Annotated in this window: 20 protein-coding genes and 2 pseudogenes; 12 read left to right on the top strand and 10 right to left on the bottom strand. The window is 38.5% G+C overall.

Annotated features, from left to right (window positions below):
* Nucleotides 1–200 precede the first annotated feature (200 nt).
* The 5 genes and pseudogenes from CWB60_RS16235 to CWB60_RS16215 form a co-directional block, all read right to left on the bottom strand.
* Nucleotides 201–764, bottom strand: a complete 564-nt coding sequence (locus tag CWB60_RS16235) for a hypothetical protein (protein WP_064385816.1) — start codon at nt 762–764, stop codon at nt 201–203.
* Nucleotides 765–1334: 570 nt separating this feature from the next.
* A pseudogene (locus CWB60_RS21125) lies at nt 1335–1475 on the bottom strand (type II toxin-antitoxin system HipA family toxin); the annotation flags it as partial.
* Complete coding sequence (locus CWB60_RS16225) at nt 1465–1764, bottom strand: helix-turn-helix domain-containing protein (protein ID WP_138578921.1); 300 nt, start codon at nt 1762–1764, stop codon at nt 1465–1467. The pseudogene CWB60_RS21125 and the gene CWB60_RS16225, both read right to left, overlap by 11 nt.
* Before the next feature lie 229 nt (nt 1765–1993).
* Nucleotides 1994–3130 carry a DUF1570 domain-containing protein gene (locus tag CWB60_RS16220; protein ID WP_138578923.1) on the bottom strand — a complete coding sequence of 379 codons (1137 nt, stop codon included), beginning with the start codon at nt 3128–3130 and terminating at the stop codon, nt 1994–1996.
* Nucleotides 3123–3605: a hypothetical protein gene (locus CWB60_RS16215; RefSeq protein WP_138578925.1), complete on the bottom strand. Its 483-nt coding sequence runs from the start codon at nt 3603–3605 to the stop codon at nt 3123–3125. Before CWB60_RS16215 ends, CWB60_RS16220 begins: the two co-directional genes overlap by 8 nt.
* Before the next feature lie 507 nt (nt 3606–4112).
* Between CWB60_RS16215 and CWB60_RS16210 the strand changes: the two genes are divergently transcribed.
* The 6 genes from CWB60_RS16210 to CWB60_RS16190 all read left to right on the top strand — a co-directional run bounded on the left by CWB60_RS16210 (nt 4113) and on the right by CWB60_RS16190 (nt 6774).
* Nucleotides 4113–5138: a DUF389 domain-containing protein gene (locus tag CWB60_RS16210; RefSeq protein ID WP_138578927.1), complete on the top strand. Its 1026-nt coding sequence runs from the start codon at nt 4113–4115 to the stop codon at nt 5136–5138.
* Nucleotides 5139–5486, top strand: coding sequence for a hypothetical protein (locus tag CWB60_RS16205; RefSeq protein WP_126009557.1), 348 nt, complete (start codon nt 5139–5141; stop codon nt 5484–5486).
* 43 nt (nt 5487–5529) lie between these two features.
* Nucleotides 5530–5874 (top strand): hypothetical protein, encoded by a 345-nt coding sequence (locus tag CWB60_RS16200; RefSeq protein WP_138578929.1) that lies wholly within the window; start codon nt 5530–5532, stop codon nt 5872–5874.
* Nucleotides 5874–6224, top strand: a complete 351-nt coding sequence (locus tag CWB60_RS16195; RefSeq protein WP_138578931.1) for a hypothetical protein — start codon at nt 5874–5876, stop codon at nt 6222–6224. The genes CWB60_RS16200 and CWB60_RS16195 overlap by 1 nt, the downstream gene beginning before the upstream one ends.
* Nucleotides 6225–6285: 61 nt before the next feature.
* Nucleotides 6286–6432 (top strand): hypothetical protein, encoded by a 147-nt coding sequence (locus CWB60_RS20760; protein ID WP_171036160.1) that lies wholly within the window; start codon nt 6286–6288, stop codon nt 6430–6432.
* Entirely contained in the window at nt 6433–6774 is a 342-nt protein-coding gene (locus tag CWB60_RS16190) for a hypothetical protein (protein WP_138578933.1), read from the top strand.
* A gap of 300 nt (nt 6775–7074) precedes the next feature.
* On the opposite strand, the gene CWB60_RS16185 is transcribed toward CWB60_RS16190, so the two are convergent.
* Nucleotides 7075–7671, bottom strand: a complete 597-nt coding sequence (locus CWB60_RS16185) for a hypothetical protein (protein WP_138578935.1) — start codon at nt 7669–7671, stop codon at nt 7075–7077.
* Nucleotides 7672–8147: 476 nt separating this feature from the next.
* On the opposite strand from CWB60_RS16185, the pseudogene CWB60_RS16180 reads away from it, so the two are divergent.
* A pseudogene (locus CWB60_RS16180) lies at nt 8148–11299 on the top strand (DUF3427 domain-containing protein).
* Between the two features lie 22 nt (nt 11300–11321).
* Nucleotides 11322–12749, top strand: coding sequence for a coiled-coil domain-containing protein (locus CWB60_RS16175; protein WP_138578937.1), 1428 nt, complete (start codon nt 11322–11324; stop codon nt 12747–12749).
* Between the two features lie 283 nt (nt 12750–13032).
* Here the strand turns inward: CWB60_RS16175 and CWB60_RS16170 are convergent, their stop codons facing one another.
* The 4 genes from CWB60_RS16170 to CWB60_RS16155 all read right to left on the bottom strand — a co-directional run bounded on the left by CWB60_RS16170 (nt 13033) and on the right by CWB60_RS16155 (nt 20282).
* Nucleotides 13033–14172, bottom strand: coding sequence for a reverse transcriptase family protein (locus tag CWB60_RS16170; protein WP_138578939.1), 1140 nt, complete (start codon nt 14170–14172; stop codon nt 13033–13035).
* A 147-nt stretch (nt 14173–14319) separates the two neighbouring features.
* Complete coding sequence (locus CWB60_RS16165) at nt 14320–15525, bottom strand: phosphoribosyltransferase-like protein (protein ID WP_138578941.1); 1206 nt, start codon at nt 15523–15525, stop codon at nt 14320–14322.
* Between the two features lie 1202 nt (nt 15526–16727).
* Nucleotides 16728–19679: a DEAD/DEAH box helicase family protein gene (locus CWB60_RS16160; protein ID WP_138578943.1), complete on the bottom strand. Its 2952-nt coding sequence runs from the start codon at nt 19677–19679 to the stop codon at nt 16728–16730.
* The gene (locus CWB60_RS16155; protein ID WP_138578945.1) at nt 19680–20282 is read right to left on the bottom strand and encodes a class I SAM-dependent methyltransferase; all 603 of its coding nucleotides are present in this window, start codon (nt 20280–20282) and stop codon (nt 19680–19682) included. It lies immediately after the preceding gene.
* 284 nt (nt 20283–20566) lie between these two features.
* On the opposite strand from CWB60_RS16155, the gene CWB60_RS16150 reads away from it, so the two are divergent.
* The 4 genes from CWB60_RS16150 (at nt 20567) to CWB60_RS16135 (ending at nt 24753) form a co-directional block, all read left to right on the top strand.
* Nucleotides 20567–21304: a substrate-binding periplasmic protein gene (locus CWB60_RS16150; protein ID WP_138578947.1), complete on the top strand. Its 738-nt coding sequence runs from the start codon at nt 20567–20569 to the stop codon at nt 21302–21304.
* Nucleotides 21301–22053, top strand: a complete 753-nt coding sequence (locus tag CWB60_RS16145; RefSeq protein ID WP_138578949.1) for a substrate-binding periplasmic protein — start codon at nt 21301–21303, stop codon at nt 22051–22053. The genes CWB60_RS16150 and CWB60_RS16145 overlap by 4 nt, the downstream gene beginning before the upstream one ends.
* 177 nt (nt 22054–22230) lie before the next feature.
* A complete protein-coding gene (locus CWB60_RS16140; protein ID WP_138578951.1) occupies nt 22231–22965 on the top strand; it encodes a substrate-binding periplasmic protein in 735 nt (244 codons plus the stop codon).
* Between the two features lie 186 nt (nt 22966–23151).
* Nucleotides 23152–24753: an ABC-F family ATPase gene (locus CWB60_RS16135; RefSeq protein ID WP_138578953.1), complete on the top strand. Its 1602-nt coding sequence runs from the start codon at nt 23152–23154 to the stop codon at nt 24751–24753.
* Nucleotides 24754–24887 lie beyond the last annotated feature (134 nt).

Below are 24887 nucleotides of genomic sequence, written 5' to 3'. Positions count from 1 at the left end.
TTGTCGTTTAAAAGTATAGAGTTGTATTAGTTCGCTTAATTATTTTAAGAATGGGAAAACGTTTTATTGCTAAAAATGCCTTGTTTAGTTGTTAAAACTAACTAGTTGTACATTGCTGTACTTTTAGCATCTTTGTATTTTTAACACAGCTAGCGCCAAGTTTGGCCTCTCAAAATAATTAACTATTATTACGCTTAGTATTATTCGGGGGGCATGTTTTTAATATTTAAATCGTATTGTAAAATACCATCGTTATTAACCGCCACACCCGCTAATTGCACAGAGTGATTAGCAAACTCTTCAGACGCCGATAAATGCGCTAACACGCCGGCTATGTCTTCGTGTTTAGGTTGGCCGTCGGTTGCCACAATACCTGCATTACAATCGTTTTGCTTACACTCAAAGCTGTATAAAAATAGCGACTTTTCAGCAAAGCTGCTTTGCACTTTATCTAAAAACACTTGCTCTGACTGTGCTAAATCAAGCGTGCTTTGAATTTGAGCAGCGCTTTCTAGCTCAGAGTATTCACCTACCTCTTGGGGGGTAATCACTATTTGCTCGGTAAGTGCAGTGCCTTCTTTATTAGTTACATCGTGGCTACTTTGCATTGCTTGTATATCTACCACCAGAGGTTGAGCAGGCTGCACAGCCGTGGTGTTAGTTATTGAGTTGGGTAGATTATTTTGAGCCAAGGCGGTCAAATCGTTTTTAAACACGTACAAAGTTGCAGCAGTAATAGCGCATGCAATGAGTAATTTGTTCATAATACTTCCCTCCTTCAACCAATTTACGCAATACAATTAAGTGAAATGCTTTTTAAGTGTAGCCAATGTTAATATTATGTTTTGTTTGGGTGTGTACTGTCAATCTTTAATACTAGACAGTGCAAATTAAAAGAACAATTTTATCAATGTTAATATTTAATGAACCACTGGTAAGCTCAGCGCGCCACATTATAATGCTGGCAATAGCTACACGCTCATTTTACAACCAAGCAGCACGTTATTTATTTGTAACAAGCTGTAAAAAGCAACTCTTTTTATGACCACACCTCAATCAAAAAGTTTGCGTTTATTGTTACTAAAACTTAAATAAAATTACCCGAAGTAAATAACCGCATAATTAAAACCGCACACAGCAGCTTTAATTTGCTAAAAGATGCAAAGATTACATAAAGAAAGGCACTAACATGTAGGCGCGATTTTATATCGCGCTTGTAGACGTGAGCTTGCTCGCGCTCTGTATTTTTAGTTCCCTATGTCGCGTTGGTGATGGCGTTGGTGTTGGCGTTGGCGTTGGTGTTGGCGTTGGCGTTGGCGTTGGCAACCAAGGGGCGCAAACGCATCAGAGCGCGCAAGGTAACTTTTACCATAATTAAACTCACCTCGGCCAGTTTGTGGATTTAACTTAAAAAAACCACAAATTATGGGGCTGTCTTCTAAACCGTCAATAAATACATAAGCTTCAGAAGTCATCGTTAACCACCTGAGTCTTATTGCTTTTACGCTGTCTTGCATTATAACCGCCCACATCTGCGGCTAGCTCGTTAATTTCATCCAGCAATGAGCCTTGCAATTGAAGAACAACAAGGGCTTCAAACAATATATCGCTTTTTACTACCTCTCCTTGTTCAAGCTTTTGTACCGTGGAGCGAGATACACCAATCATCTTAGCGAACGTGCTCTGGGTATAAAGTAAAGTACGATGCTGACGAATTAAATCACCCAAGCGACGCGCCAGCTTTAATGCTTGTTCAGATCTCATAAATGACTACCTAATCGGTCATTAATTAACTAATGATTAGTTTAGCGGTATTTAATATGATTGCAATATTATTTAAATAGAGACGTAATGAGTTTTGGGTAGCGGCATTCAAGTTTACCGTAGGGGCGAAGCTTGCTCGCGTTAGAGGCGCAGCTTCTCATTACTTATAAATTATCACCGTAAAGCCCAGCTTTTGAACGCCAACAAGTTGCGCGTCTAACAAAACAAGCTAAAAATTATGTGGCTTAAATGGCGTTTTTAACCATTTTGAATAGTCATGATTAAACGCAGGAAACTGTTTAAATAACATCGCGTTTAATTGATCTTTCGAAAGCTTGTTACAGGGGTTTTTCTGCTCTGCCAGCATAATATTTTTAAGTAATACTCTGCCTGCTTGGGTATCCATTAAAAAATAAATTGCAGCCCAGCTACTAGCGTAAAGCATACTGCTGTCGTCTTTTTGCCACGTATTATTTAACCCCGTTAACCGATTAAGTCTAAACACGTTTTTAGTAAGCTTATTATTACGTACCCAGGTTTGATTTGGCTCTACAATAGCAGTTTGCATATTGTTACGGGTAAACTCAAAATACTCAGCAAGCCCTTCATTTAACCACCTAGGCGTGTACCCTAAAACTGCTTTATTAATGGCATGTACGGCTTCGTGTACTGCCGTTCTCATGGTGTTTTGTTCGCCACTAAAATTAATAAACGCAGAGTTAGTTGCATGAAAATACATTCCTGCTGTATTTTCTGGGTTGCCGCCATTGTTCCTAATAGCGGCGCTATAAGCCCTACGGTTAGGTAATACCGTTAAGTTTAGTTTTACCTTTTTTAGAGCATGCGCACCAATAATTTGTCCATACACCTTAAATACTGTATTGAGTTTTACTTGTAGCTTTTGGTTAAATGAAGGCGGTAAATTTGGCGTGTTTAAATTAAGGTCAAAATAATCCAGTGGCTCAGAAAAATTACTCTCGTACGTTGCAACAGCAAAGCTAGGCTTGGTATCGCTAAAATGTGCAATACCCGCCTTGTCGGTCCAAGTGTATATATCACCGTTACGCTTATATTTTACGTCGCCTAAAGATACATCTGTACATTGTGTTTTATCTGCTTGAGGCGAGTGATTACGCGCAGGCACAAAAGAGCTGCTGCCCGCCGGCGTTTTTATAGAGTTTACGGGTTGTACTTTAACTAAAGGCTTACTTGGCTGAGTTACGGTTAAATCGTTATAAATACGCTTAACTTCACCTATCGGGTCGTGATAATTAAACACCCGCCCTGTAAAATGATTAGCAATAAGCGCTGAGGCAATAAGCATTACAACAAACATAAATACTATGCGAACCTTAGTATTAAACATAGTTATGGGGCCCCTGCCATTGGGTCTCAAATACTTGCTTTTGCGCTACTCTATACTCGCTACACCAAACAAAATCGCTTGTCTCCATCCCTTTTTTACGACACCGCTTAGGCAAGCTATAAAATTTAGACCACGCCTCAAGCTTAGCTTTGTTTTTATAGCTGGCACTGTGCAAGGTCATGTTTGATACCTTTTGATTAAGTAACCAGTTGGTGTTCGCCGAATGTGCAGCATGTGGGCGGTATGAGTTATTACTCTTTCTAAGTTTATTACAGTGCTTTGCCAATTGGGTAAATAACACTTTGTCGCGAGCAGTTAATCGCTCACCTTTTTTAATGCTATAACCCTGCCCAAATTGAGAGCGAATAGATTCACGCTCCTTTTCTATGCTTTCGCACTTACTTTGCGTGTAGGCCTCGCCTGCATATGAGTACGTTGAAATAAAACTAAGCAAAACTAAAATCCATTTAATCATTATTCACTCCTTTAAATAACACCTCAAATAAGTGTACCTATTTAAGGTTAGCAGTGCATTAAATATTGCCCCTGTTTTGCTTCATTGGTACTTACGGTTTAGGAAAAATTAGTCGCATACTTGGCTCAAGCTAAATGGTCGATGTTTAATTTTTCTTGTAGACGAAGCTTGCTGACGTTAGAAGCGCAGCTTTTAAACAAAAGCAATGCGGGTTTACAAGGTTACATCAAGCTTTTCTTTTAACACTCGATGTAGGCGCGAAGTTTGATCACGCTCTTTTTTAGAGCTTCTTTACCGCTTTAGCCATGACTATCAAATGGCCTTCTTTTTAAAAATAAGCTCTGCTGTAAATTAATTATCATTAATCAATTTCGGGCGTGGACATAATAGGAGTTATCTCTGCAGCCGCCTTCAAATTTGTTGTAAATAAAAACGTTGGAGATATTTGACTAAAAAATATATGCGATTTATTATGGTGTCGTACCCATTAAAGTAAAAGGAATTACCATGGCGATAGATATAGTTATTTGTTTTGATCCAATTACAAAAAAAGCAGTTCAATGCAAAACAGACAAAAAAGACGTTTTTTCAAAGGACAACAGCCATATAAAAAATGAAGTAATAACTTCTGGTACACCATATATCTGGCGCAAAGAATATTCTCAACTCTCAGATAACCCTACCTCAGAACAAAAAAATATACTCAGACAATTCTCGCTACTACCAGCTCAATCAAAAAGAAATATTGCAGGTATGTTACGTGATTTTGGGAGTGAAACCTTGCTTGCAATTTCTGACTTTCAAGCTCAAGTGATACCATTTTTAGAAAGTAACACACATGCTATTGTTGGTTCAGGTGCCACATCAATAGAAGCTCGCAGTTCAAAATTTGTTGATTTAGCGATTAAATATGAAGCATCTTTAAAAGACATTCGAGCCGCACATAAATCAGGTATGCCTAAATACCACATGGTTGCTTTAGAGCAAAAAGCACTTGCTATATTTAAAGATTTGCAAGTTAAATACCAAGCTGAATTACAGCGTTTTATGAATACTAACCGTGCAAGTCGAAGAGGTACTGTTTGGTCTAACCCTGACCGTGGTGTTCATATAGCCAAAAGTGCCAGACATTCATCTAAACTTGATATAAGTAGTACTGCTGAATTAAACAAAATAAAACGTCTCGAAAATAATGCTCGTTGGCTAGGTTATGGGATGATTGCTGTCGATGCTGTTGTGCGAGGAATTTCTGTTTATAGTGATTATAAAAATGATAGTGACTGGCATAGAAGTATATCAGCTGAAATGGCTGGTTTTGGGGCGTCAACAGCAGTAGGGATAGCAACTGGTGCTTTTATAACAACACATTTAGCCGCAAGTACACTTCTAATGTTAACGCCTTACGGATGGATTGTTGCTATTGGATTAGGCTTTGCAGCCGGATTTGCCATGAGTATTGGAACCAATACTTTAGTTAAAAAGGCGACTGAGAATATTTATGATCGCAAACCTATTCATACGGGTATTTTATAAATGGACCTAGCACCTATATTAACTTACTTGTTTTTAACGTTTCTTTTTAGCTTTTTTGTTTCATCTCTTTTGCTTTCAAGAATGACAATTAAATATATAAATATACAAATGGAAAAGGGTGGCGTGTATCCACCTAGTTGGGACCGAGGGATTGGGGCGAGTGCTTCATTTTATGTATTTGCAATGCTTTTTAGTAAGTATAGAATTAAGAACAAGTTATTTGATGCCCGCTTTGTAGCTAAACATGCGCGGCCTATTGATAGAGCAATAGCAGCAGCTCATTTTATTTCAGTGACGGGAATGATAGTTTGCCTCTGCATTATTACCTTATTTAAAAGCCTTTATTAAAGTAAAGCTAAACACTCACCATATAATAACAGTTGCTAGTATATTGACTTCATTAGAAAAGTTAGCATTATATAAAATGAGTGCCTTCGATGCTGTTGTGCGAGGAGTTTCTGTTTATCGTGATTATAAAAATGGTGGTGACTGGCATAGAAGTATATCAGCTGAAATGGCTGGTTTTGGAGTTTCAACTTTAGCGGGAATTTATACTGCTACAGCTACAACAACAGCCTTATCGACAATTTTAATGCTAACTCCTTACGGTTGGGTCGTAGCTGTAGGAATAGGCTTACTTGTTGGTTTTGGAGTTAGCTTATATGTTAATGAAAAAGCAAAAAAGATTACTGAAAATTTATATGATAGACAACCTCTAACAAAAGAACTTTTCTAATGCCCATACTAGAAATACTATTATACAGCACTATCTTTTTCTTTTTTTATCTTATGATAATGGCTGTTTTATTCCCGCGAGTTTCAATTAAATACATTGATAATAAAATGATACTAGATGGAATAAGCTCCCCAAGCTGGGATAAAGGAATCGGTGCAAGCGCGCCATTTTACGCTATGGCTATTTTTTTTAAAAGGGCACGAAAACCAACTCCACTATTTGATGGTAGCCATGTTGCAAAGTATGCAAGACCAATAGACAAGTTTTTAGCTTTTTTGCACCTTATTTCTACTACAGGCTTTTTGTTGAGTCTATTTTCTATGATGATTTTAGAGGCTTTTTTTTACTAGGCCGACAAATTACTTATACATGTCGCATTGGCGATGGCAATCAAGGGACGGATATCGCCCCTTGGAACCCCACGGCGATGGGTGGGTTATTGCGTTAGGTGTAGGGCTATATGTTGGTTTTGCAGCGAGTAATGAAATGAGCAAATTCATGAAACAAACCTCTGAAAACATATACGACAGAAAACCTATATTTGAAGGGGTATTTTAGATGCCCGCAGCTCATTTTGCGGGGTATTCTCTTATCGTATTTATGATAGGTAGCTTTGCCTCTGGCATACTGTTTTCAAGAATTTCTGTTAAACATATTAATAAAAATATGAAAAAGGATGGTGTACTTCCCCCAAATTGGGATGAAGGTATTGGCGCTAGTGTTTCATTTTATGTATTTGCGATGTTTTTTGAACGCTCCCGCATTCCAACTCCGATGTTTGATGGTCGTTTTGTTGCCAAATATGCACGTCCCGTTGATAAAACAATAGGCATGATCCACTTAATTTCAGTTACAGGGATGATGCTGTGTCAGTGTATTGTTTCTTATTTTTCAAAGTAGTCACGTATTCGGTTACACTCATCTGACGCCCAAAAGCGTAGCTTTTAAAACGCCAACAAGAAGCGTGTCTGAGCGAAAAAGCAGATCTTAAATATTAACTTCATACTATTCATTGATTTGAATATTATCGCGGCTTAATACGAGTACGTTTTGTTTAGCTATAATAAGTAACTCCATATTTTTACTTAACAAATATACAGATTCGTTAGATGTAGCGACTAAAAAACCTTTATACTCAATTGTGCTCGTTTTTAAAGTGTAACACCCTAGTTGCCCACTACCATCGGCACAAGTGCCACTTTACTTAAACTTTATAATTTTCTGTTCGGCTAGAACAGTAGCATGCTCGTACACATATTGTGCCCCTTTTGAGAGAAAAAATAAAAGAGCTATAAATATTAATGTAAGAGCGTATGAAGTTTTTGCAAAGCCGAAAAATATTTTTCCCTGTTTCTCAACTCTATTAAAATAAACTCGCCAAAACCTCTTATTTAGAGAAGTATTCGATTGAATAACTGGCGCTTTATCGTTCATTTTTAGTCTTTTAATTAGCTGCTTTAGTCTAAGGTAATTAATTACAAGGGGGTACAAAAGAGCAAAAATACATAATGATAGACTAAAGCCCATTATCCAAATCAAAACAGTGGAAAGAACGGTGAACATATCAACCCACAATTGTTGCGCTTGAATAGCATTTCGTTGAATTGTTTCATATGTTATTCCGGATGCTGAAAGGTAACCAAGCTGAAATATCCAAAACGCTATTTTTAATGGAACAACAACAAGTAAACTAAGTAAAAATAAATTACTTAATAAAAATTTTGTGATTGGTAGTAATATCCCAGTATTTTTTTTAAAGTCGTTTAGCATTTCCGTTGCTGCTTCTGATAAGTTCACTTTTTTACTTCCTTATATTAGTTTTTCTATACTTTAATCATATCTATGTTTCCAAAGTAATACACGTCTTAAATATCGCGTTGGCGATGGCAACCAAGGGGCGCATAGCGCCGAACGCCCCTTGGAACCCTTCGACGCCCCGCAACTTCACTTATCTTCAAATACAAAATTAATATGAACGTAAACGCGATGAACGCACAACTTTCACATCCCTGTACGCTGCCCAGTTCGGGTATCCCTACCCTCTCGTTCAAAACTACGTTTTTCGCCCATATGCAAACATCGCTTTACTCATTAATTATGTGTTTTCAGGTGAAGTTGAAGGGGATAATTTCTTAGCATCGTCATTTTATTACTCTACCGGCTAATACTTAACTCAAGCGTTTGTACTTAAATACTAGTAACTTAGTCGATTAATACTTGTAGCTGTACCGCATTTTAGTAAACTAACTGCACGCAAACAGGGAGTGGTTTTAATGCAGCAAATTGGTATTTACGAGCAGTTAATTACACAAGTAATTGAGCAAAACTTAAACCGTGACCAATTTTATGTGGGCGAACGCCAACTAGAATCGGCAGAGGCCGCAACATGGCTTTCGCGCTTTTTGGGCAAGCTTGTTGAGCATGCAATAAATGCCATTCCTAACTCTAACGAGCGTTTGCAAGAGCAAATTAGCCTAGCTAATAGCCTTGTCCTTTGGCTTAAAGATCATATTCGAGATGATGAACTGATCAACGAAAACCTTATCGACAGCCAAGGCCGAATTCTTACCGCGCTGTTTAATACCCAAAACCCCATTGCTGCAAATCTTAAAGATTACTCAAGCGATATTTATCCGCTAACAGGTCTTACCAAAGCGAATTATTTAGCGGTGCAAATGCGGGGATATCGCTCGAAACCGAGCTAAAGCGCGAGATTAAATCGTCCGACACTATTTACTGGCTTGTATCATTTATAAAATGGACGGGGCTGCGCATATTTAAAAATGAGCTTGAAGCCTTTACCAAAAGCGGCAATAAACTCAAAGTAATTACTACTTCGTACATGGGTGCAACGGATGCAAGGGCGGTTGAATTTTTAGCAAACTTACCAAATACCGAGGTAAAGCTAAGTTACAACAATCAACAAGAGCGTTTACACGCGAAGTCATATTTGTTTATGCGTAATACAGGTTTTCATACTGGGTATATTGGCTCGTCTAATTTATCGCATTCGGCGCTTACTAGCGGCCTAGAGTGGAACTTAAAAATTACAGCGCAAGAAATACCACACATAATAGCCAAAACCAAAAGTACGTTTGAAACCTACTGGCAATCGCAAGATTTCGAGCTATTTACAGGCAAAGCTGAATGTAAAGAAAAGCTAATAAATTCTCTTAATGAGCAATGCGGTGTTGGGCAATCAAGCAGCCAGTTTTATTTTGATATAACACCAAAAACACACCAGCTAGCTATTTTAGAAAAACTAAGCGTTGAACGTAGCGTGCATAATCGCTTTAAAAACTTAGTAGTTGCTGCAACAGGCACGGGTAAAACCATTATATCGGCGTTCGACTTTAAAACCGTTTACGATAAAAACCCAAACGCACACTTTTTGTTTGTAGCCCACCGAGAAGAAATACTAAAACAAGCGCAAAGCGCTTACCGTGGCGTGCTTAAAAATCACGACTTTGGTGAGCTGTGGGTAGGTAACTACAAACCACAACGCTACAACCAATTATTTGCATCAATACAAACATTAAACAGTCAAATTGAATCGCTCAATTTAACGCATGATTACTACGACTACATAGTAATAGACGAAGTACACCACGTAAGCGCAGCGAGTTATCGCGCTATATTAAATCACTTTGCGCCCACTATATTACTTGGCTTAACCGCTACACCAGAGCGACAAGATGGCGCAAATATACTCGATGACTTTTGCGGTGTAATAGCCGCCGAAATTCGCTTGCCAGAGGCAATAAATCAACGCCATTTATGCCCGTTTCAATATTTTGTGTTAGATGATGACACCGACCTAAGTCAAATAACATGGCGAGGCGGCCGTTACGATATAACCGAGCTAAGTAACCTTTATACAGGGGAAAACAGCCGCGCTAACAAAATTATATCCAGCCTTGCTGATATAGTGACAAATGTTCACAACATTAAAGCGTTGGCATTTTGTGTAAGCCAAAAACACGCAGAATTTATGGCTAAAAAGTTTAACTTAGCAGGCATAAACGCCGATGTACTCACCAGCAAAAACACTAATGAGCGCGCGGCCAAACAACAAGCACTGCGCCAAGGCGAAATGCAAATACTTTGCGTGGTTGATATTTTTAACGAAGGGGTCGATATTCCAGAGGTCGATACCTTACTATTTTTACGCCCAACTGAAAGCCTAACGCTGTTTTTGCAGCAACTCGGCCGTGGTTTGCGCCTGCCCGACAACAGCCAAAAACAGTGCTGCACCGTGCTCGACTTTGTAGGTAATGCTCGCCCAGAATACGATTTTGCTAGTAAATTTCGCGCGCTTATTGGTAAAAGCAACCAACCAGTAAAAGCCGAGATTGAAAACAACTTCCCACATTTGCCGCTGGGCTGCCGTATAGAGCTACAAAAGCGCACACAACAAACAATATTAAAAAATATTCAGCAAGCTATAAACTCTAAACGCCGTTTACAACAGCTTATAAATAGCTATTCGCAACACACTAACGACGCGCTTACGCTAAGTAACTTTTTACGCATAAACCCACAAGTCACGCTTGAAGATATATACAAACCAAAAGATAAAAAACTCGGCGGCTGGCATTGGCTTAAAGGCGATGAAATACCCGCAGACCTAGCCGATATCTACACCGCGTATTACCGCGCTATAAACACTCAATTACTCGGCTGCGACTCGCTTAGTTACTTATACTTTTTACGTGATTTATGTAATAACGACTTTAGCTTTACCCCAACAGCACAAAACCAACAGTACGCGCTTATGGCGCATTACAACTTTTGGGATAACACAGGCACGAGTTTAGGCTTTAAAACCCTTAAACAAAGCTTACAGGCACTTAAACATAAAGAGTTGCAGCAGGAACTTACACAAGTAATTACCCTATTAATAAACCGTATTCACCAGCAAGAAAGCGATTTAACGTGCCTGCCTAATCATGCAATAAAATTACACAGCCGCTACACGCGCCAGCAAATACTGGCCGCATTTGGGGCGCACTCTTTTGATAAAAAATCGACCGCCCGCGAAGGTGTTTTAGAATTTAAAAACCAAAACTTAGAGCTGTTATTTGTAACGCTCAACAAGTGCGAAAAAACCTACTCGCCCACCACGCTGTATCACGACTACGCAATCAGCCCCACCCTGTTTCATTGGCAAACGCAAAACAGCGCCCGCCCAGAACACGGCCGCGGCCTAAGTTATATTCAGCACCAACAAACTGGCAAAACCATCCTGTTATTTGTGCGCGAACAAGGCAAAGACGAAAACGGCCGAACTATAGGGTTTGTAAACTACGGCGAAGTAAAATACCAAAGCCATAATGGCAGCCAGCCGATGAATATAACGTGGGAGTTAACCAGCCCCATGCCAAGTGAAATGTGGCATGAGGCTGGGAAATTGGCGGTTGGGTGATAAATTGTAATAAGGGTATTTTATGAGCCATAACTATAAAATGACGAGGGCATACAATGAGCAAAACTGGATCACGAGTATTGATGATGTTCAAAGAGGCCTAAAGTGTAATTGTACTTGCGTTGATTGCGGAGCAAAGTTAATTGCCAAAAAAGGAGCTGTACAAGCAAACCATTTCGCCCATGCCCCAGATGATCAAAAAACAAAGGATTGTAAATGGAGCTACGAAACAGAACTTCACTTATTAGCCAAAGAAGTACTTAACAACAGTAAAAAACTAACAATACCAATTGGTAACTTTGATCCTTATAGCTTTACACTTATTTTTGATAATGTTGATATTGAAACTCCAATTGATAATTCAAAGCGAATTCCTGACGTGATTGGTTATTCAAAGGGCGAGCAAATTTTAATTGAAATAGCAGTATCTCATTTCTGCAGTACTGAGAAAACTTATGAATATAGAAGGTTAAATAAAAACGCTATCGAGTTCGACTTTAGTAATTTTGTTCCTACCTCTGAAGTCATAACATTAGAAGAAGTGAGTGACTTATTTGAAAGCTCAAATGCAAAATGGCTAAGTATTGCACCAGCTGGATTTATAGGAGAGCTATGTCATGCACATGAACGTCAATCAATTAAAGATTTGATGGTTGCAAGAAGGGAGTTTTTAAATAAATACGAACAAGAAAAGAGAAGTTTATATTCAGCCGTGTCATTACTCAAAGAACAGTTACGAGATTTATCATATACTAAAAACAATCTTGAGGTGATTGTAAAAAACGACGAAGAAAAAATTCGTAATGCTTATAGACTGGAATATAAAGGGCTTGTCAAAAACATTAAATATGCTTTACAAAAACTATCTCAAATCAATGAAAGCATAAGTCAGAGGTCAAATATAAAAAATGAAATTGATGAGTATGAGGCTACGCTAAGAAACGAGCTGAATCTTAAAAACCAAGACTTAATAAGTAAGAAGAAAAAACTACTTGCAGAAATTAATCAACTGAATAATGTTAAAAGCTTTACTATTAAAGAGAGTAAAGAAAGTGCTGTTGAGGCTTTTCAAAAAGAAAAACAGTTATTAGTAGAGCAGTTTAATAAAAGCCTAGAGAGTGAAGTCAGTGAGCTTTCTTTTAGAAAGTTAAAATTAGAATCCGAAATAGTGCAGTTATATGAAGATAGAGATGCAGTTCAAAAATCAGTAAATGAGAAACAGTTACTATTAGAGTCAATAAAAGTACAAAAATACGAAATCCAGAATGAAAAAGAGCGACTGGAATTACTAGAAAAAAGTATTATAAAACAAAATCGGCTTTATCTAAATGCAGCAAAAAATATTGAAAGAATTACGCCCGATTTGAAAGAGTTAACACGCAAAGCCGGTATTCCTTGGCCATTTGCACATAACTTAGTAGATGAGTTAAGCAAAGAAATTAAACCATAACCCTTTAAAATTTAATATTTTAAATAAAAAGTCAGTTTTAGTATCTACTAACTAAACTACGGGTTTGTGCTACGGCGAGGTTAAATACCGAAGCCACAACGGCAGTGAGCCAGTGAATATAACGTGGAAATTAACTAACCCCATGCCAAGTGAAATGTGGCATGAATGTAGGTATGATAAATAGTCATACTTTCCAATTACCTGATTGATGCTCAGAGAACTCTTCGTCTGATAAATATGAATACCGAGACGATGTTTAGCCATTAGATTCTCCTTGTTAGGATCATAATAATAAGGATGGTAACTTTAAGTCATCATACTGTTTTTGGTATTTCCCCCCTAATGTAGGGTTTACTGAATTTACAAAAGAAATCATTCCTTTCATATGATTGGAAAAACCAATAATCGATTTGTACTTGTTTTTTTCGCAGTGATTAACAACACCATATTTTTTACAATAATATAAATCAGCTTTAATTTTATCTCTCAGCTCTCGTGTTATTGCTGGCTGACTTCCATTAACATTTAAGCCTGTTACTATTTTTCTCGCTCCAGGAGGGATGATTCGTGTTTTCTTTTTATTTATTTCAAACCCAAATTTGTTTAATTCATTTGAAACTTGGCGTTTGAAGTTTAAAATCTCTGCTCTTGATGAACTGTTAAAAGAAAATGTTAAGTCATCTGCGTACCTTGTATAACAACCACCATACTTCAAAGATAACATAAACAATATTTCATCTAAATTTTCACAAATGAGATTCGACAAAGCAGGGCTTGTAGGTGCTCCTTGAGGCAGACTCCCTACACGAGTAGACGCATATTCTTCAATTTTGTAATTTTTATCCGTGTTATTCCACCTGCGACGAAGCCTTTCGTCATCGACCTTCGTACACAGCCTAGCTAGCTCAAGCGACAATAATGATGAATAGTTCATATTCTTAAAAACATAATAAACTTGACGTTCTGAACAATGGTTGAAAAAGTCACGTATATCTAGCTTCAATAACCACTCAGCTTTACAATGCGGTAATGCATTATCAACTATTGACTCACCCGTTTTATATGCTTTAGCTGCATCATGAACATTTGCATCAGCTAATATATTTCTAGCAATCCATGATTGAACTATTTTTAATACAGGGTGAGGAGCGTGTATAATTCTATACCCTCCAGTCCTCTTGTTTATGCTAAAAGTTCGATAATGGGGGTTTTCATCAGAGAAATAGTTCTTTCTAGATACAAAAGCATGAAGATCTGAATATTGAGTATCAGTACAATTAGCCAAATGTGCGAGTGTGAATATAACAGGCTTATGTTTTGAGTTTATTGCCTTGCCACTTTTGATTAAAGTTAGCAAGTAATCAGGAGAATATCCATTTTCTAACCCCACTCGGTTGTAAGTATTAGGATTCCATCGATTCATTTACTTAACCTCACGAAGTGAGGGTGATGCAAAAGCTTTGGAATGAAGCCTACGCATGAACAAAGGTTTTGCATAACCCTTGCTCTATAGTAGACATTTCCATTGAGGAGTGGAATCCACTCTCTGCTGAAGTTAGACCAGCTAACACTAAACTTCACGATGAAATCCTAAGTAACTGGAAGGATAAAAGTTTTCATATTCTTTATCAACAAATATCTTTCTGTGTTTTCGATTATTTTCTAATACATCTTCACCAAACCTTGAGAGTTTCATATCATCATAAATTAGGCCAAATATTATTAGGTTGTTAATAGCATCATTAGATTTTTTTTGGATTGGCAACAACACCTCTTCAATTTTTTTTCGAGTATATCCACTAGATGATAACGCTAAAATCAAGTTGTAAAGTTTCGTGTTTTCATCGGCTTCATCACAAAACTTCAATGCTAACTTATGTTGACCAGCACTCCATAACAACTCAGGGTACGTTTGATATGCAATACTATTCTCAAAAAGAGGATAAAGCTCGGTATCAATTGAACGCTCACTAAATAAAGAATCCCATCGCCCTTCCGAAAGGCTATTCGATTTTTTATTAGGCTTACCATTTGCCCAAAGTATGGCTGGAGCATTATTTGGGCACCCATATTGAAATACAACAGGCGAACAATTATCCCCATAGCCCAATGCAGCATCGCTTTTATTTGTTCTTGTACTGTATTTTACTAGTAAATCTCTAATTTTTTTATTTCTGATAAGTTGTGAAGATTCAATTAAATTCTGAGACCTAACCCTCGAGCAATCAATTGCACTAATGTTTTTAAGTATTTTTTCTACTCCTTCTTTATGAATAGTGTGAGAAACAAGCCATATTTTACAATAGCCTCCAGAAACCCAACTTTTCACGGACCTAGATACATCTTTCCTCCAGAAATCAATAAACCTTTTTCCAGATCCGATAAAGTCATCTACATAGATTATATGACGTACTTTTTTTTGTGACATTGAGGCGATTCTAGGAGTCAGCTCTACACTTTTTCCAAGGTTTCTTTCTAAGTTTTTTAAAGCATGGCCAATTCGGCCTGAACTATCATTTTCGGGTTTTCTTTCTTTATCTTTATTAAATTTATGTTGCAAGTTTTTTGAAACTGTAAAAATAGCTACACATGAATTATCGACCTTTTGGGCTTCTTCAACTATTTCTTTGACCTGATTTTGTATGCTTTTCTCAAAATCAGCAAAACTTATATAGCTTAGTGATTGCAGCAGTAATTCAGCGGCATATCTATCCACAAGATCGAATTGCATTATCCATTTTTTTACTAAAGGAACTTCTTTGATATCGAATGCCATGTGTGACCTGTATTCATATGTGATGCTAATCAGCTTTATCAGAGGACACTTGCATCATTTTAACGCGAAAACGTCCGTATTTTATGAACTTATATTATTAGCAAATAGTGTAAACTATTGCCAGCTATAAATATCATGCCTATTGTAGCTTATATAAACATGTGAAAAAGAGGAAAGTGTCCTCTTATTCTTACTTAGTTCATCACAACTCACTTGAATGAACGGTTATCGCTCTTTGCCGACAATTAAGGTGATGCGTTACCCAAGTATTTAAAGCTATTAGAATAGCGCTACTCCCTTAAAACCTATTTTTACGCCTTATTGTTAAGCTGTATTTGGGCGACCTCTTCGGTCATTGAATTCAGGTATCAGTTTAAATAACTCTGTGAAATTTCCAAAGCAGTCAAATTCAAACTTCGAAACTTCTCCCATAACCCTTAAGTCTTGTGGGGTATTTGATTTTACATTGCATTCAAAGGAGGCAATTGCAACAAATAAATTGGAAGCTAACTGTTGTTAGTCTTGATGCTTAAAGCGTACGCGTTCAGCCCCACTGGAACCACTTTTTCCTTTTATTGTGTTATCAAACTGTTTTAGCCTTCCTTCTAATCCTTTTCAGAGCTCGCCATTCCTACCTACACTATGTTTGTAATCCATGAAAAATCTTTATAAATCTTTAACTGTAATTGCACAGATATAAGTACCCGGATATTGGATACCCTCACTTTGTTCTCGATCAACCCTGCGCATCCAATTAGTAAAACTATTTTCGTACATAATTTTCCTGTTTATGTCTCATATAACTAAAAGCATGAATTAAACGTCTGCCATTATTTATAAACACCTATCTACCAACATACTCCAACTCCCCGTGATCACACCCGAAAGTTATCAATTGATGAGTAATCACTTGCATGGATGCAAGTTAAGCCGTGACTTCGCCATGGATGGCGAATACACGGCGGTTACGTTCACATCAATTTTTAACTTGAGGGCACAGTGTGATCCTCGGGCGCGCCGTGGGATTCCAAAGGGTGGACGGCGGTATTCACTCTTTGGTTGCCGCCAGCAATCTGGCAAAAACCTCGAATAGAGGTTATTAAATCCCTAAAGCTCTCACGCAAAATAGCTATATAAAAAGCTTCGCCTTTAACGCCAGCAAGCTGCGCGTCTACACGTTAAAACGCGATATAAAATCGCGACTACACAACCACTTGTTTAAACCGTGCGAACGTTCGCATGCTTTCATCAGCAATCATTACTTCGTAATCGGGGTTTTGAGCAATTAGCTCATATTGCCCATTAGGTAATTTATTAACTTTGCGAAGTAAATACTGGCCATCTCCGCCTATTTCATCCCGCTCTATAACAACTATTTGGTCACGTAGCGATCCGGCTCTATCGGAAGTTATAAGCTCAAGTAACAATAAGTCGCCATCAAGTATTGGGTGTTTACCGCCGTTCATAGAGTTGCCCGATGCACGTGCTAAAAAATGCACGTTTGGATCAAGCTTGCCCGCGCCAAATGGCGCGTCCATTAATTCCATATCGCTTTCATCCCCAGTTTTAAAATGCCCACAGGCAATTTTAATATTGGGAAAGTACGGCAGTTTTAATGCGCTATTTTGCTCGTTTGCTGTATCGGCAAGATCTTTGAACGCTAATTGAGTTACATTGTCAGCTTTTTGCTCTGTATTTTGTTTCGTAGTTGGCGTTTTTACTTTTAGGCGCTGGTTGTATTTGGCTAAGGTGTACTCAACCAGCTCTAACACGGCGCTGTTTAGTAATTCGCGTTTTTCTGCGGGTACGTCAAACGTGGCTTTTACGGTGTTGTTTTGTAAGGTAAACCATTGTGTGCCGTCTTTATTTTTATTGGTATAGGCTTTAATTGGATTTTTACGCCAGTAGCTTTGCCATGTTTGGGAATCTGCAGCTGCTTGCTGTTCTTTAATAGGTAAATCATGTTGCTTTAAATTTGGATGGCGCGCTAAAACCTTTGCGCTCATGGCTGCAAGTTCTGCAACTGTTGGGGGGTTAGCAAAACCGTTTAAAGCGACATACGCCTCAAGCAAAATAGCTTTGAAGCATTTGTTCATACTGGTTGTTTGTATGCCTTTGTATAAAAAGTCGTAAAACGGTGCTAATTGCTTGGCACTTTGTTGTGCTTCATCATCAATATTTTGTGTTTTAGCAATTAGCTCAAACCAGCTTGTGTAATTACTGTTTACTTTTTTTATATCGCCATAGTGGTAGTAAAACTCACTTAACGTGGGTAAGTGCCCAAGTTGCTCAGCCAGCTGCGTTATATCTTCTAACGCCGTAGTACGCTGTATTTTGGCTAGCTGCTGCCAAAAGTCGGTAACTTTTAAATCAATATTTATAAAGCAGCCATTTGCAAGGTTGGGCTTTTTAAGCTTTTTAACTACACCACTTGGCGTGGTTTCATGTAGTAGTGCATAGGGTTTATTTAAAAAGCTGTGGTGGTTACCAATAAAATCGAGCACCACTAAATGTGTTTTACCTTCGAGGGTGCGTAAACCACGGCCTAATTGCTGTAAAAATAGTATTTTAGAGTCGCTTGGACGCAGCATTAATATGGTATCAATACTTGGTAAATCAGTGCCTTCGTTAAATAGGTCAACAGTAAATAATACTTCAACTTGGCGCTGTTCTAATTGTTTAAGCGCCTCATTGCGGCGTACTTTTGATTGGCTATGCACTGATAGCGCTTTTACACCCGCTTTATTAAATGCAGCTGCCATATAATCAGCATGTTTGGTAGATATGCAAAAGCCTAATGTGCGCTGCTGCTTGTATTGCTGCCACTGTAAAAGTGCGTGGTCTGCTCGTTTTTGGGTCGCAAATTTGTTTTCTAGTGCTGTTGGGTCAAATCGACCATTACGCCACGGAATAGCTTGATAGTTTACGTTTTCATCCCAAATCCCGTAGTAATGAAATGGCACTAACGTTTTTTGATCTATCCCCTGTGTTAAATTTCGCTCAAACACTAAGTTGTTGTCGCATAGCCCTAAAATATCAGCTTGGTCGGTACGTTCTGGTGTAGCTGTTAAACCAAGTAAAAACTGGGGTTCAAAGTAGTTTAAAAGCTGACGATATACACGCGCACTTGCATGGTGAAATTCGTCAACAATAATGTAATCAAACGCTGTTGGCGCAAATTGCTTTAAGTGATTACTACGGCCAATGGTTTGAATAGAGGCAAATAAACACTCAGCGTTTTTGTCTCGCTGTTTACCATTATAAAACCCAGTTGATAAAGTGAGTAATTCAGAAAATGTACGCTGTGCTTGCAAAAGTATTTCTTCGCGATGTGCTACAAATAAAACACGTTTTGCTTTGAATTGTTTTACATCAAATGCACTTAACCATGTTTTACCCATGCCTGTTGCCAATACCACTAAGCCACGTTTGAAACCCTCAGTACGGGTTTGCGCTAGGGCATTAAGCGCTTCAATTTGAGCTGGCCTTGGTGTTTTAGCTTCATTTTTTTCAATAACTTGCTCAACTGTATCGGTATGGTTTACCGATACAAGCTGCTGTGTTTTACGCCTAGTAATGTAGTTATTTATCCATTCATGGCTTAAATGAGTAACAAATTCGTGATTAAAAATATTTTCAAAAGCTGTGCGTATACTTAAAAACTGCTTCGCTGCTTGGCTTGTTTTTGGCTGTGTATAATCATGTCTAAAATTCCACTCGTGCCCTTCGGTCAATGCGCTGGCACTAATATTACTCGAGCCAATAAAGGCGCAGCCATCAGTAATCTCGTTTTGGTCGTTTGTTTTGACAAAAATATACGACTTCATATGGAAGCTTTGATTACTGTGCGTTTGGTAAATACGCACATCGGCGCCCCGATCTACTAATGCCATGAGTTCTCTCAATGCATTAGGATGAGTAATATCGAGGTAGTCTGAGGTAAGTAGCTTAAGCGTTGCGCCGCTTTGTAACGCTTCGCTTAGTGGGTCGAACAAGAGTGCTAAGCCACTTGGCTGAATAAATGAAACTGTAATTTCAATCTCAGTGGCGTTGTTTATGGCATGCACAAGATTAGGTAATAACGGGTCATTATCACCCGTAATAAGTTGTTGGTTATTATTTTGCAGGTGTTGATGTTCGCTAAAACTATTCACTTATAATTTCGCTTTGCTATGCGTTATCAATGCATTTAGCCACACTTCGCTTTCGCGCCCTGGGCGCTGATCAACACTTTGCCAGTGCTTAATTATGCTTAATTGCGTGTGTTGATTTAGCAAACTACTTAATAACTGCTCGGTTAAATCGGTAAATTCACGGCCATTATGTACACGCTCTTGCGTGCCATATTTAAACGATACATATAAAACGCCATTGGGTTTAAGCGCATTTTGCAGGTTTATAAACACCTGCGGTAACTCGGCCTTTGGCACATGTAACAAACTGGCGCAGCACCAAATACCGTCGTATTTATTAACACACTCAAGCTCTAGAAAGGTTTTAACAGCTACCTGTTGTTGTAAGTAATTACTGGCTAACTCTGCAAGTGCAGGGCTTGCATCAAAAGCCGACACACTAAAGCCTTGGCTTTTAAAATAGGCAGCATCGCGAGCTGAGCCACAGCCTGCATCTAGCACATGGCCATTTTGGACAACATAAGGTAAAAACTCACGGTAAAGCGCCGACATATCAACATTAAGTGTTGAGTCGCTAAAGGTTTGTGCATTTTGGTTATAATAATTTAATGTGGTATTGGGCACTGCTTATACCGCTCCTTGGCTTTTGCGAGTTTGCAATGTTAATGCTGCATTCATACTTGTTTAATCTACAGGAACAAGCTGATAAATTAAAGAACTTATAAGTAGGTTTTTTTAGCTTAATACGCTGTTTGTATTGAATTTAGCAATAATTATCTCCTTAAAACCTCAACCCTCTCCTTTTTAGATACATTTTTTTACAACTTTAATGATTCCTTCACCATTATATTATTTTGCTAGGTTATACTGTTTTAATAACGTACAAAAAAGCTTACCTCAGAGACTTAATGAATAAATTAATAACCTTATTATTGTGTGTGTTGTTTAGTACCTCTTGGGGTGTGTTTGCCTGCGAAAGAACGCTTAGCGTTGGCGCACATGATGCTTTTTGGCCACCGTATGTAATGGGCATTAGCGGCCAGTTACAGGGTAAAGAGGTGGATGCGTTAACTGTTATTTTTAAAGACTCGCCTTTTTGTTTTGAAATAAAAATGCTGCCTAATTCTAAACGGGCTTTTACCGAGCTGCGCCATGGCCGAATAGACATAGGCTGGGCGGCAAGTTACACCAGTGAGCGCGCTAAATATGCTCATTTTACAAAGGGCTACCGCACCGAGGTAATGCGTTTATATGAAAACAAAAACAATCAACACAAGGTTAAAAACTTAGCTGATATTTTTAACCAAGGTTTAACCATAGGCGCTAACTTTGGTAGTTATTATGGCGAAGAGTTTGAGCAGTATAAAAAAAGCCATAAAAAACAAATAGAATACACCAGCGCAACCAGTAAGCGCTTTGAAATGCTTAATAAACAGCGTATTGATTACGCAATAGAAGACGAGCTAGTAGGCAATTATTTAAGTAAGCGTGGTAACAACTTAATGAAGGCGCCTACCGTACCCGCTATTAATAAAGACCAAATACACTTAATGCTAAGCAAAAGAACAGTAACGCCCGATGAGGTTAAAATTATTAACGCGCATATAGCTAAAAATAAAGCGGCACTTAAGGCGCTGTTTGAATGAATGTTTTGAGCTGTACGCGTGTGTTTTTATTGATGTGGGTAACGTGTTTGGGGTTATTTAGTGCTAAAACCCAAGCATGCGATAAAACCATTAATGTAGGCACCAACGAGCGCTACTGGCCGCCGTATGTGGTACTAAAAAACAATACGTTAACGGGGGTTGAAATAGATATAATTAAAACCATTTTTAAAGACTCCCCTTTTTGTATAAATTTTACGTTATTACCTAACTCCTTACGCGCCTTAGAAGAGCTAAAACACGGCCGTGTAGATTTAATGTTTGCAGCAAGCAAAACCCGTGAGCGCCAAGCTTACGCCCATTTTAGTTTGCCTTATCGCGAAGAGGCAATGTTGCTGTATAAACATGCTGGCTCGGCAAATATTAGTTCGTTAGAGCAGTTATTTAAAAAGGGCTTAACAGCCGGCGTTAATCGCGGCAGCTTTTTAGGGCACACTTTTAAAGCGTTAAGCGATAAATATAGCAAGCAAATAGTACTTACCAGCGATGCCGATAAACGCTTTGCTTTATTAAATAAAAAGCGGGTAGATTTTGTAGTAGACGATTCGTTAGTGGCGCACCATTTTGCTAAAAAATACACGGCTATTTTACCCGTTGAGCAAGTAGCGCCTATTAACGTAAATAATGTGCATTTTATGATGAGCAAAAAAACGATTACTTTAGAAGAAGTTAACACTATTAATGCGCATATTGTAAAAAATAAAGCGGCGCTTAAGGCGTTATTTAAGTAATAATACCAACCCACATTAATACTTAATCATTTTCAGGGGCTAAATGTGTCGCTATCTGCGTTAAAAAATTCTCATTTAGAACAACTAAATAGCGAATTTTTTGCCTTGCTATCAACACGTTTATCCATCCTCAAAATAGATCACTTAATTATGCGGATTGGTATAAAAGGACGTTTTATGAAGATGTTTCTGTTAGCGTTTATAGTTTTGATGGCGCAATTTAATGTACTGGCATGCACTAAAACGCTAAAAATGGGCACCAACGAAACCAACTGGGCGCCCTATTTAATTAAACAAGGCAATGCCTTTGTAGGCGCAGAGGTAGATACGGTTAACGCTGTTTTTAAAAATTCGCCTTTTTGTATTGAGTGGGTTTATTTTCCGAGCTTATCGCGGGTTCAGCAAGAGCTAAAAACAGGCCATATTGATATTACCTTTGCGGCAAGTTATACAAAAGAGCGCGCCGAGTACTCTTATTTTACTGATGTTTATCGCGATGAAGTTATGCTGCTTTATAAGCATGAAAATGCCAAAGATGTAATTAACTTAGCGGCGCTTTTTGAACGTGGCTTTATTGTTGGCGTTAACAGAGGCAGCTTTTTTGGCGCTGAGTTTGAAAAAATAAGAAAACACTACCCCAACCAAATAGTACTTACCGCAGATGCAAATACGCGCTTTGGTATGCTTAACAAAAAGCGAGTTGATTACGTGATTGACGACTCTGTTGTCGCAAAATATTTTGCTAAGCGCTACAGCACCATTTTGCCGGTAAAAACGGCGCCAGCTATTAATGTTAATGGCGTACATTTTATGATGAGTAAACAGTCGGTCACGCTTGACGAAGTCGCTGTAATTAATCGCCTTATTAAAAATAATAAAGCGGCCATAGAGCGCATTTATAAACCCTATTAACCCGCGGCTTTACACTTATATAGATTCATAGCCCAGCGTGCTGCCATTTTAGGTATGTATCTTTTACCTTTCATTACCATGGGGGGATCTGTATAATTCGCCAGCTAATTTACCCTATTGCTTGGTCTTGTTTGTGGCGTTTTGCTGCAGTTGGCCCCTGTCAGTACTCATTCTAGGACTAACTTTTTGATCTCCACCGCAAATATTACGATGCAGTTTGGCGCAGAGCCGTTGTTTGAAAACATTTCAGCTAAATTTGGTAACGGTAACCGTTACGGTTTAATTGGCGCTAACGGCTGTGGTAAGTCGACCTTCATGAAAATTTTAAGCGGTGCGCTTGTGCCAAGTGCGGGTAATGTGTCGATTACACCGGGGCTTAAAGTAGGTAACCTAAGCCAAGACCAGTTTGCGTTTGAACAATACAGCGTTGTAGATGCCGTAATTATGGGTGACGTAGAGCTTTGGAAAGTAAAGCAAGAGCGCGACCGTATTTACTCATTACCCGAAATGAGCGAAGAAGACGGCATGAAAGTAGCCGACCTTGAAAGCGTTTTTGCCGAAATGGATGGTTACACAGCCGAAAGCCGCGCTGAAGAAATACTATTAGAAGCGGGTATAGATAAAGAGTTTCATTATGGGTTAATGGCAAACGTTGCCCCAGGTTGGAAATTACGTGTGCTTTTAGCGCAGGCGCTGTTTGCAAACCCAGACATACTGCTACTCGATGAGCCAACCAATAACTTGGATATTCATACCATTACGTGGTTAGCTAATGAGCTTAATAAACGTAAATGCACCATGATTATTATTTCGCATGACCGCCACTTTTTAAATTCGGTATGTACTCACATGGCCGACATTGATTACGGTGAGCTGCGTATTTACCCAGGTAACTACGAAAAGTTTTTAGAAGCCGCAGGCTTACAGCGCGAGCAATTATTAGCCGAAAATGCTAAAAAGAGCGCCGAGATTGACGAGCTTCAAGACTTTGTTAACCGTTTTGGTGCTAACGCCTCTAAAGCTAAACAAGCCAGTTCGCGTGCTAAAAAAATGGATAAAATTAAGCTTGATGAAGTTAAAGCGTCAAGCCGTATGAGCCCATCGTTAAGTTTTGACGAAGGCAAAAAAATGTACCGCCAAGCGCTTGAAGTTAATAAACTTGGCCACGGTTTTGATGGTGAAACATTATTTAGCGGCGGCGACTTTTTACTAGAAGCAGGCGCTAAGCTTGCAGTTATTGGCGAAAACGGTGTGGGTAAAACCACCTTTTTACGCTGTTTAGTAGACGAGCTTAAAAGTAATGAAGGCGAAATTAAATGGTCTGAAAATGCGACCTTTGGCTACTGCCCGCAAGACAGCACAAAAGACTTTGATAACGATTTAACCTTATTTGATTGGATGTCGCAATGGCGTACAGCCAAGCATAACGATTTAATGGTTCGCGGCATGTTAGGGCGTTTGTTGTTTACCGCCGACGATTCAAACAAAAAAGCGCGTAACTGTTCTGGTGGTGAAAAAAACCGTTTGTTGTTTGGTAAGCTAATGATGCAAGACGTAAACGTACTTGTAATGGACGAGCCAACCAACCACATGGATATGGAAGCCATTGAAGCGCTAAACAATGCACTTAAAGACTTTGCGGGTACGCTTATTTTTGTAAGCCACGACCGCGAGTTTGTATCATCTTTAGCTACACGCATTATTGATATTAAAGACAAGCAGGTTATTGATTTTCAGGGTACGTTTGACGAATACCTAGCTAGCATCGAAGAGAAAAAAATCGCTTAAGTTGTAGCAGCGATTTTATATCGCGTCTGTTTTAGGTTTAAGCTTTTAGGTTTAAGCTTTTAGGTTTCAAAAACTAAAAATAAAGCCTAAATCATTTTAAAAAGGTGCTGTTTAGTGCCTTTTTTTGTTGGTGT

The sequence above is a fragment of the Pseudoalteromonas sp. S327 genome (assembly GCF_005886415.1).
Classification (GTDB): Bacteria; Pseudomonadota; Gammaproteobacteria; order Enterobacterales; family Alteromonadaceae; genus Pseudoalteromonas; species Pseudoalteromonas atlantica.
This window is presented reverse-complemented; position numbering and strand designations above follow the sequence as displayed.

Bases quoted from the DNA above. Each gene is read 5' to 3' on its own strand.
- CWB60_RS16165 (WP_138578941.1), bottom strand. From the start codon at position 15,525: ATGGCATTCGATATCAAAGAAGTTCCTTTAGTAAAAAAATGGATAATG.
- CWB60_RS16195 (WP_138578931.1), top strand. From the start codon at position 5,874: ATGCCCATACTAGAAATACTATTATACAGCACTATCTTTTTCTTTTTT.
- CWB60_RS16145 (WP_138578949.1), top strand. From the start codon at position 21,301: ATGAATGTTTTGAGCTGTACGCGTGTGTTTTTATTGATGTGGGTAACG.
- CWB60_RS16170 (WP_138578939.1), bottom strand. From the start codon at position 14,172: ATGAATCGATGGAATCCTAATACTTACAACCGAGTGGGGTTAGAAAAT.
- CWB60_RS16205 (WP_126009557.1), top strand. From the start codon at position 5,139: ATGGACCTAGCACCTATATTAACTTACTTGTTTTTAACGTTTCTTTTT.
- CWB60_RS16220 (WP_138578923.1), bottom strand. From the start codon at position 3,130: ATGTTTAATACTAAGGTTCGCATAGTATTTATGTTTGTTGTAATGCTT.
- CWB60_RS16210 (WP_138578927.1), top strand. From the start codon at position 4,113: ATGGCGATAGATATAGTTATTTGTTTTGATCCAATTACAAAAAAAGCA.
- CWB60_RS16150 (WP_138578947.1), top strand. From the start codon at position 20,567: ATGAATAAATTAATAACCTTATTATTGTGTGTGTTGTTTAGTACCTCT.
- CWB60_RS16140 (WP_138578951.1), top strand. From the start codon at position 22,231: ATGAAGATGTTTCTGTTAGCGTTTATAGTTTTGATGGCGCAATTTAAT.
- CWB60_RS16215 (WP_138578925.1), bottom strand. From the start codon at position 3,605: ATGATTAAATGGATTTTAGTTTTGCTTAGTTTTATTTCAACGTACTCA.
- CWB60_RS16190 (WP_138578933.1), top strand. From the start codon at position 6,433: ATGCCCGCAGCTCATTTTGCGGGGTATTCTCTTATCGTATTTATGATA.
- CWB60_RS16225 (WP_138578921.1), bottom strand. From the start codon at position 1,764: ATGAGATCTGAACAAGCATTAAAGCTGGCGCGTCGCTTGGGTGATTTA.
- CWB60_RS16235 (WP_064385816.1), bottom strand. From the start codon at position 764: ATGAACAAATTACTCATTGCATGCGCTATTACTGCTGCAACTTTGTAC.
- CWB60_RS16175 (WP_138578937.1), top strand. From the start codon at position 11,322: ATGAGCCATAACTATAAAATGACGAGGGCATACAATGAGCAAAACTGG.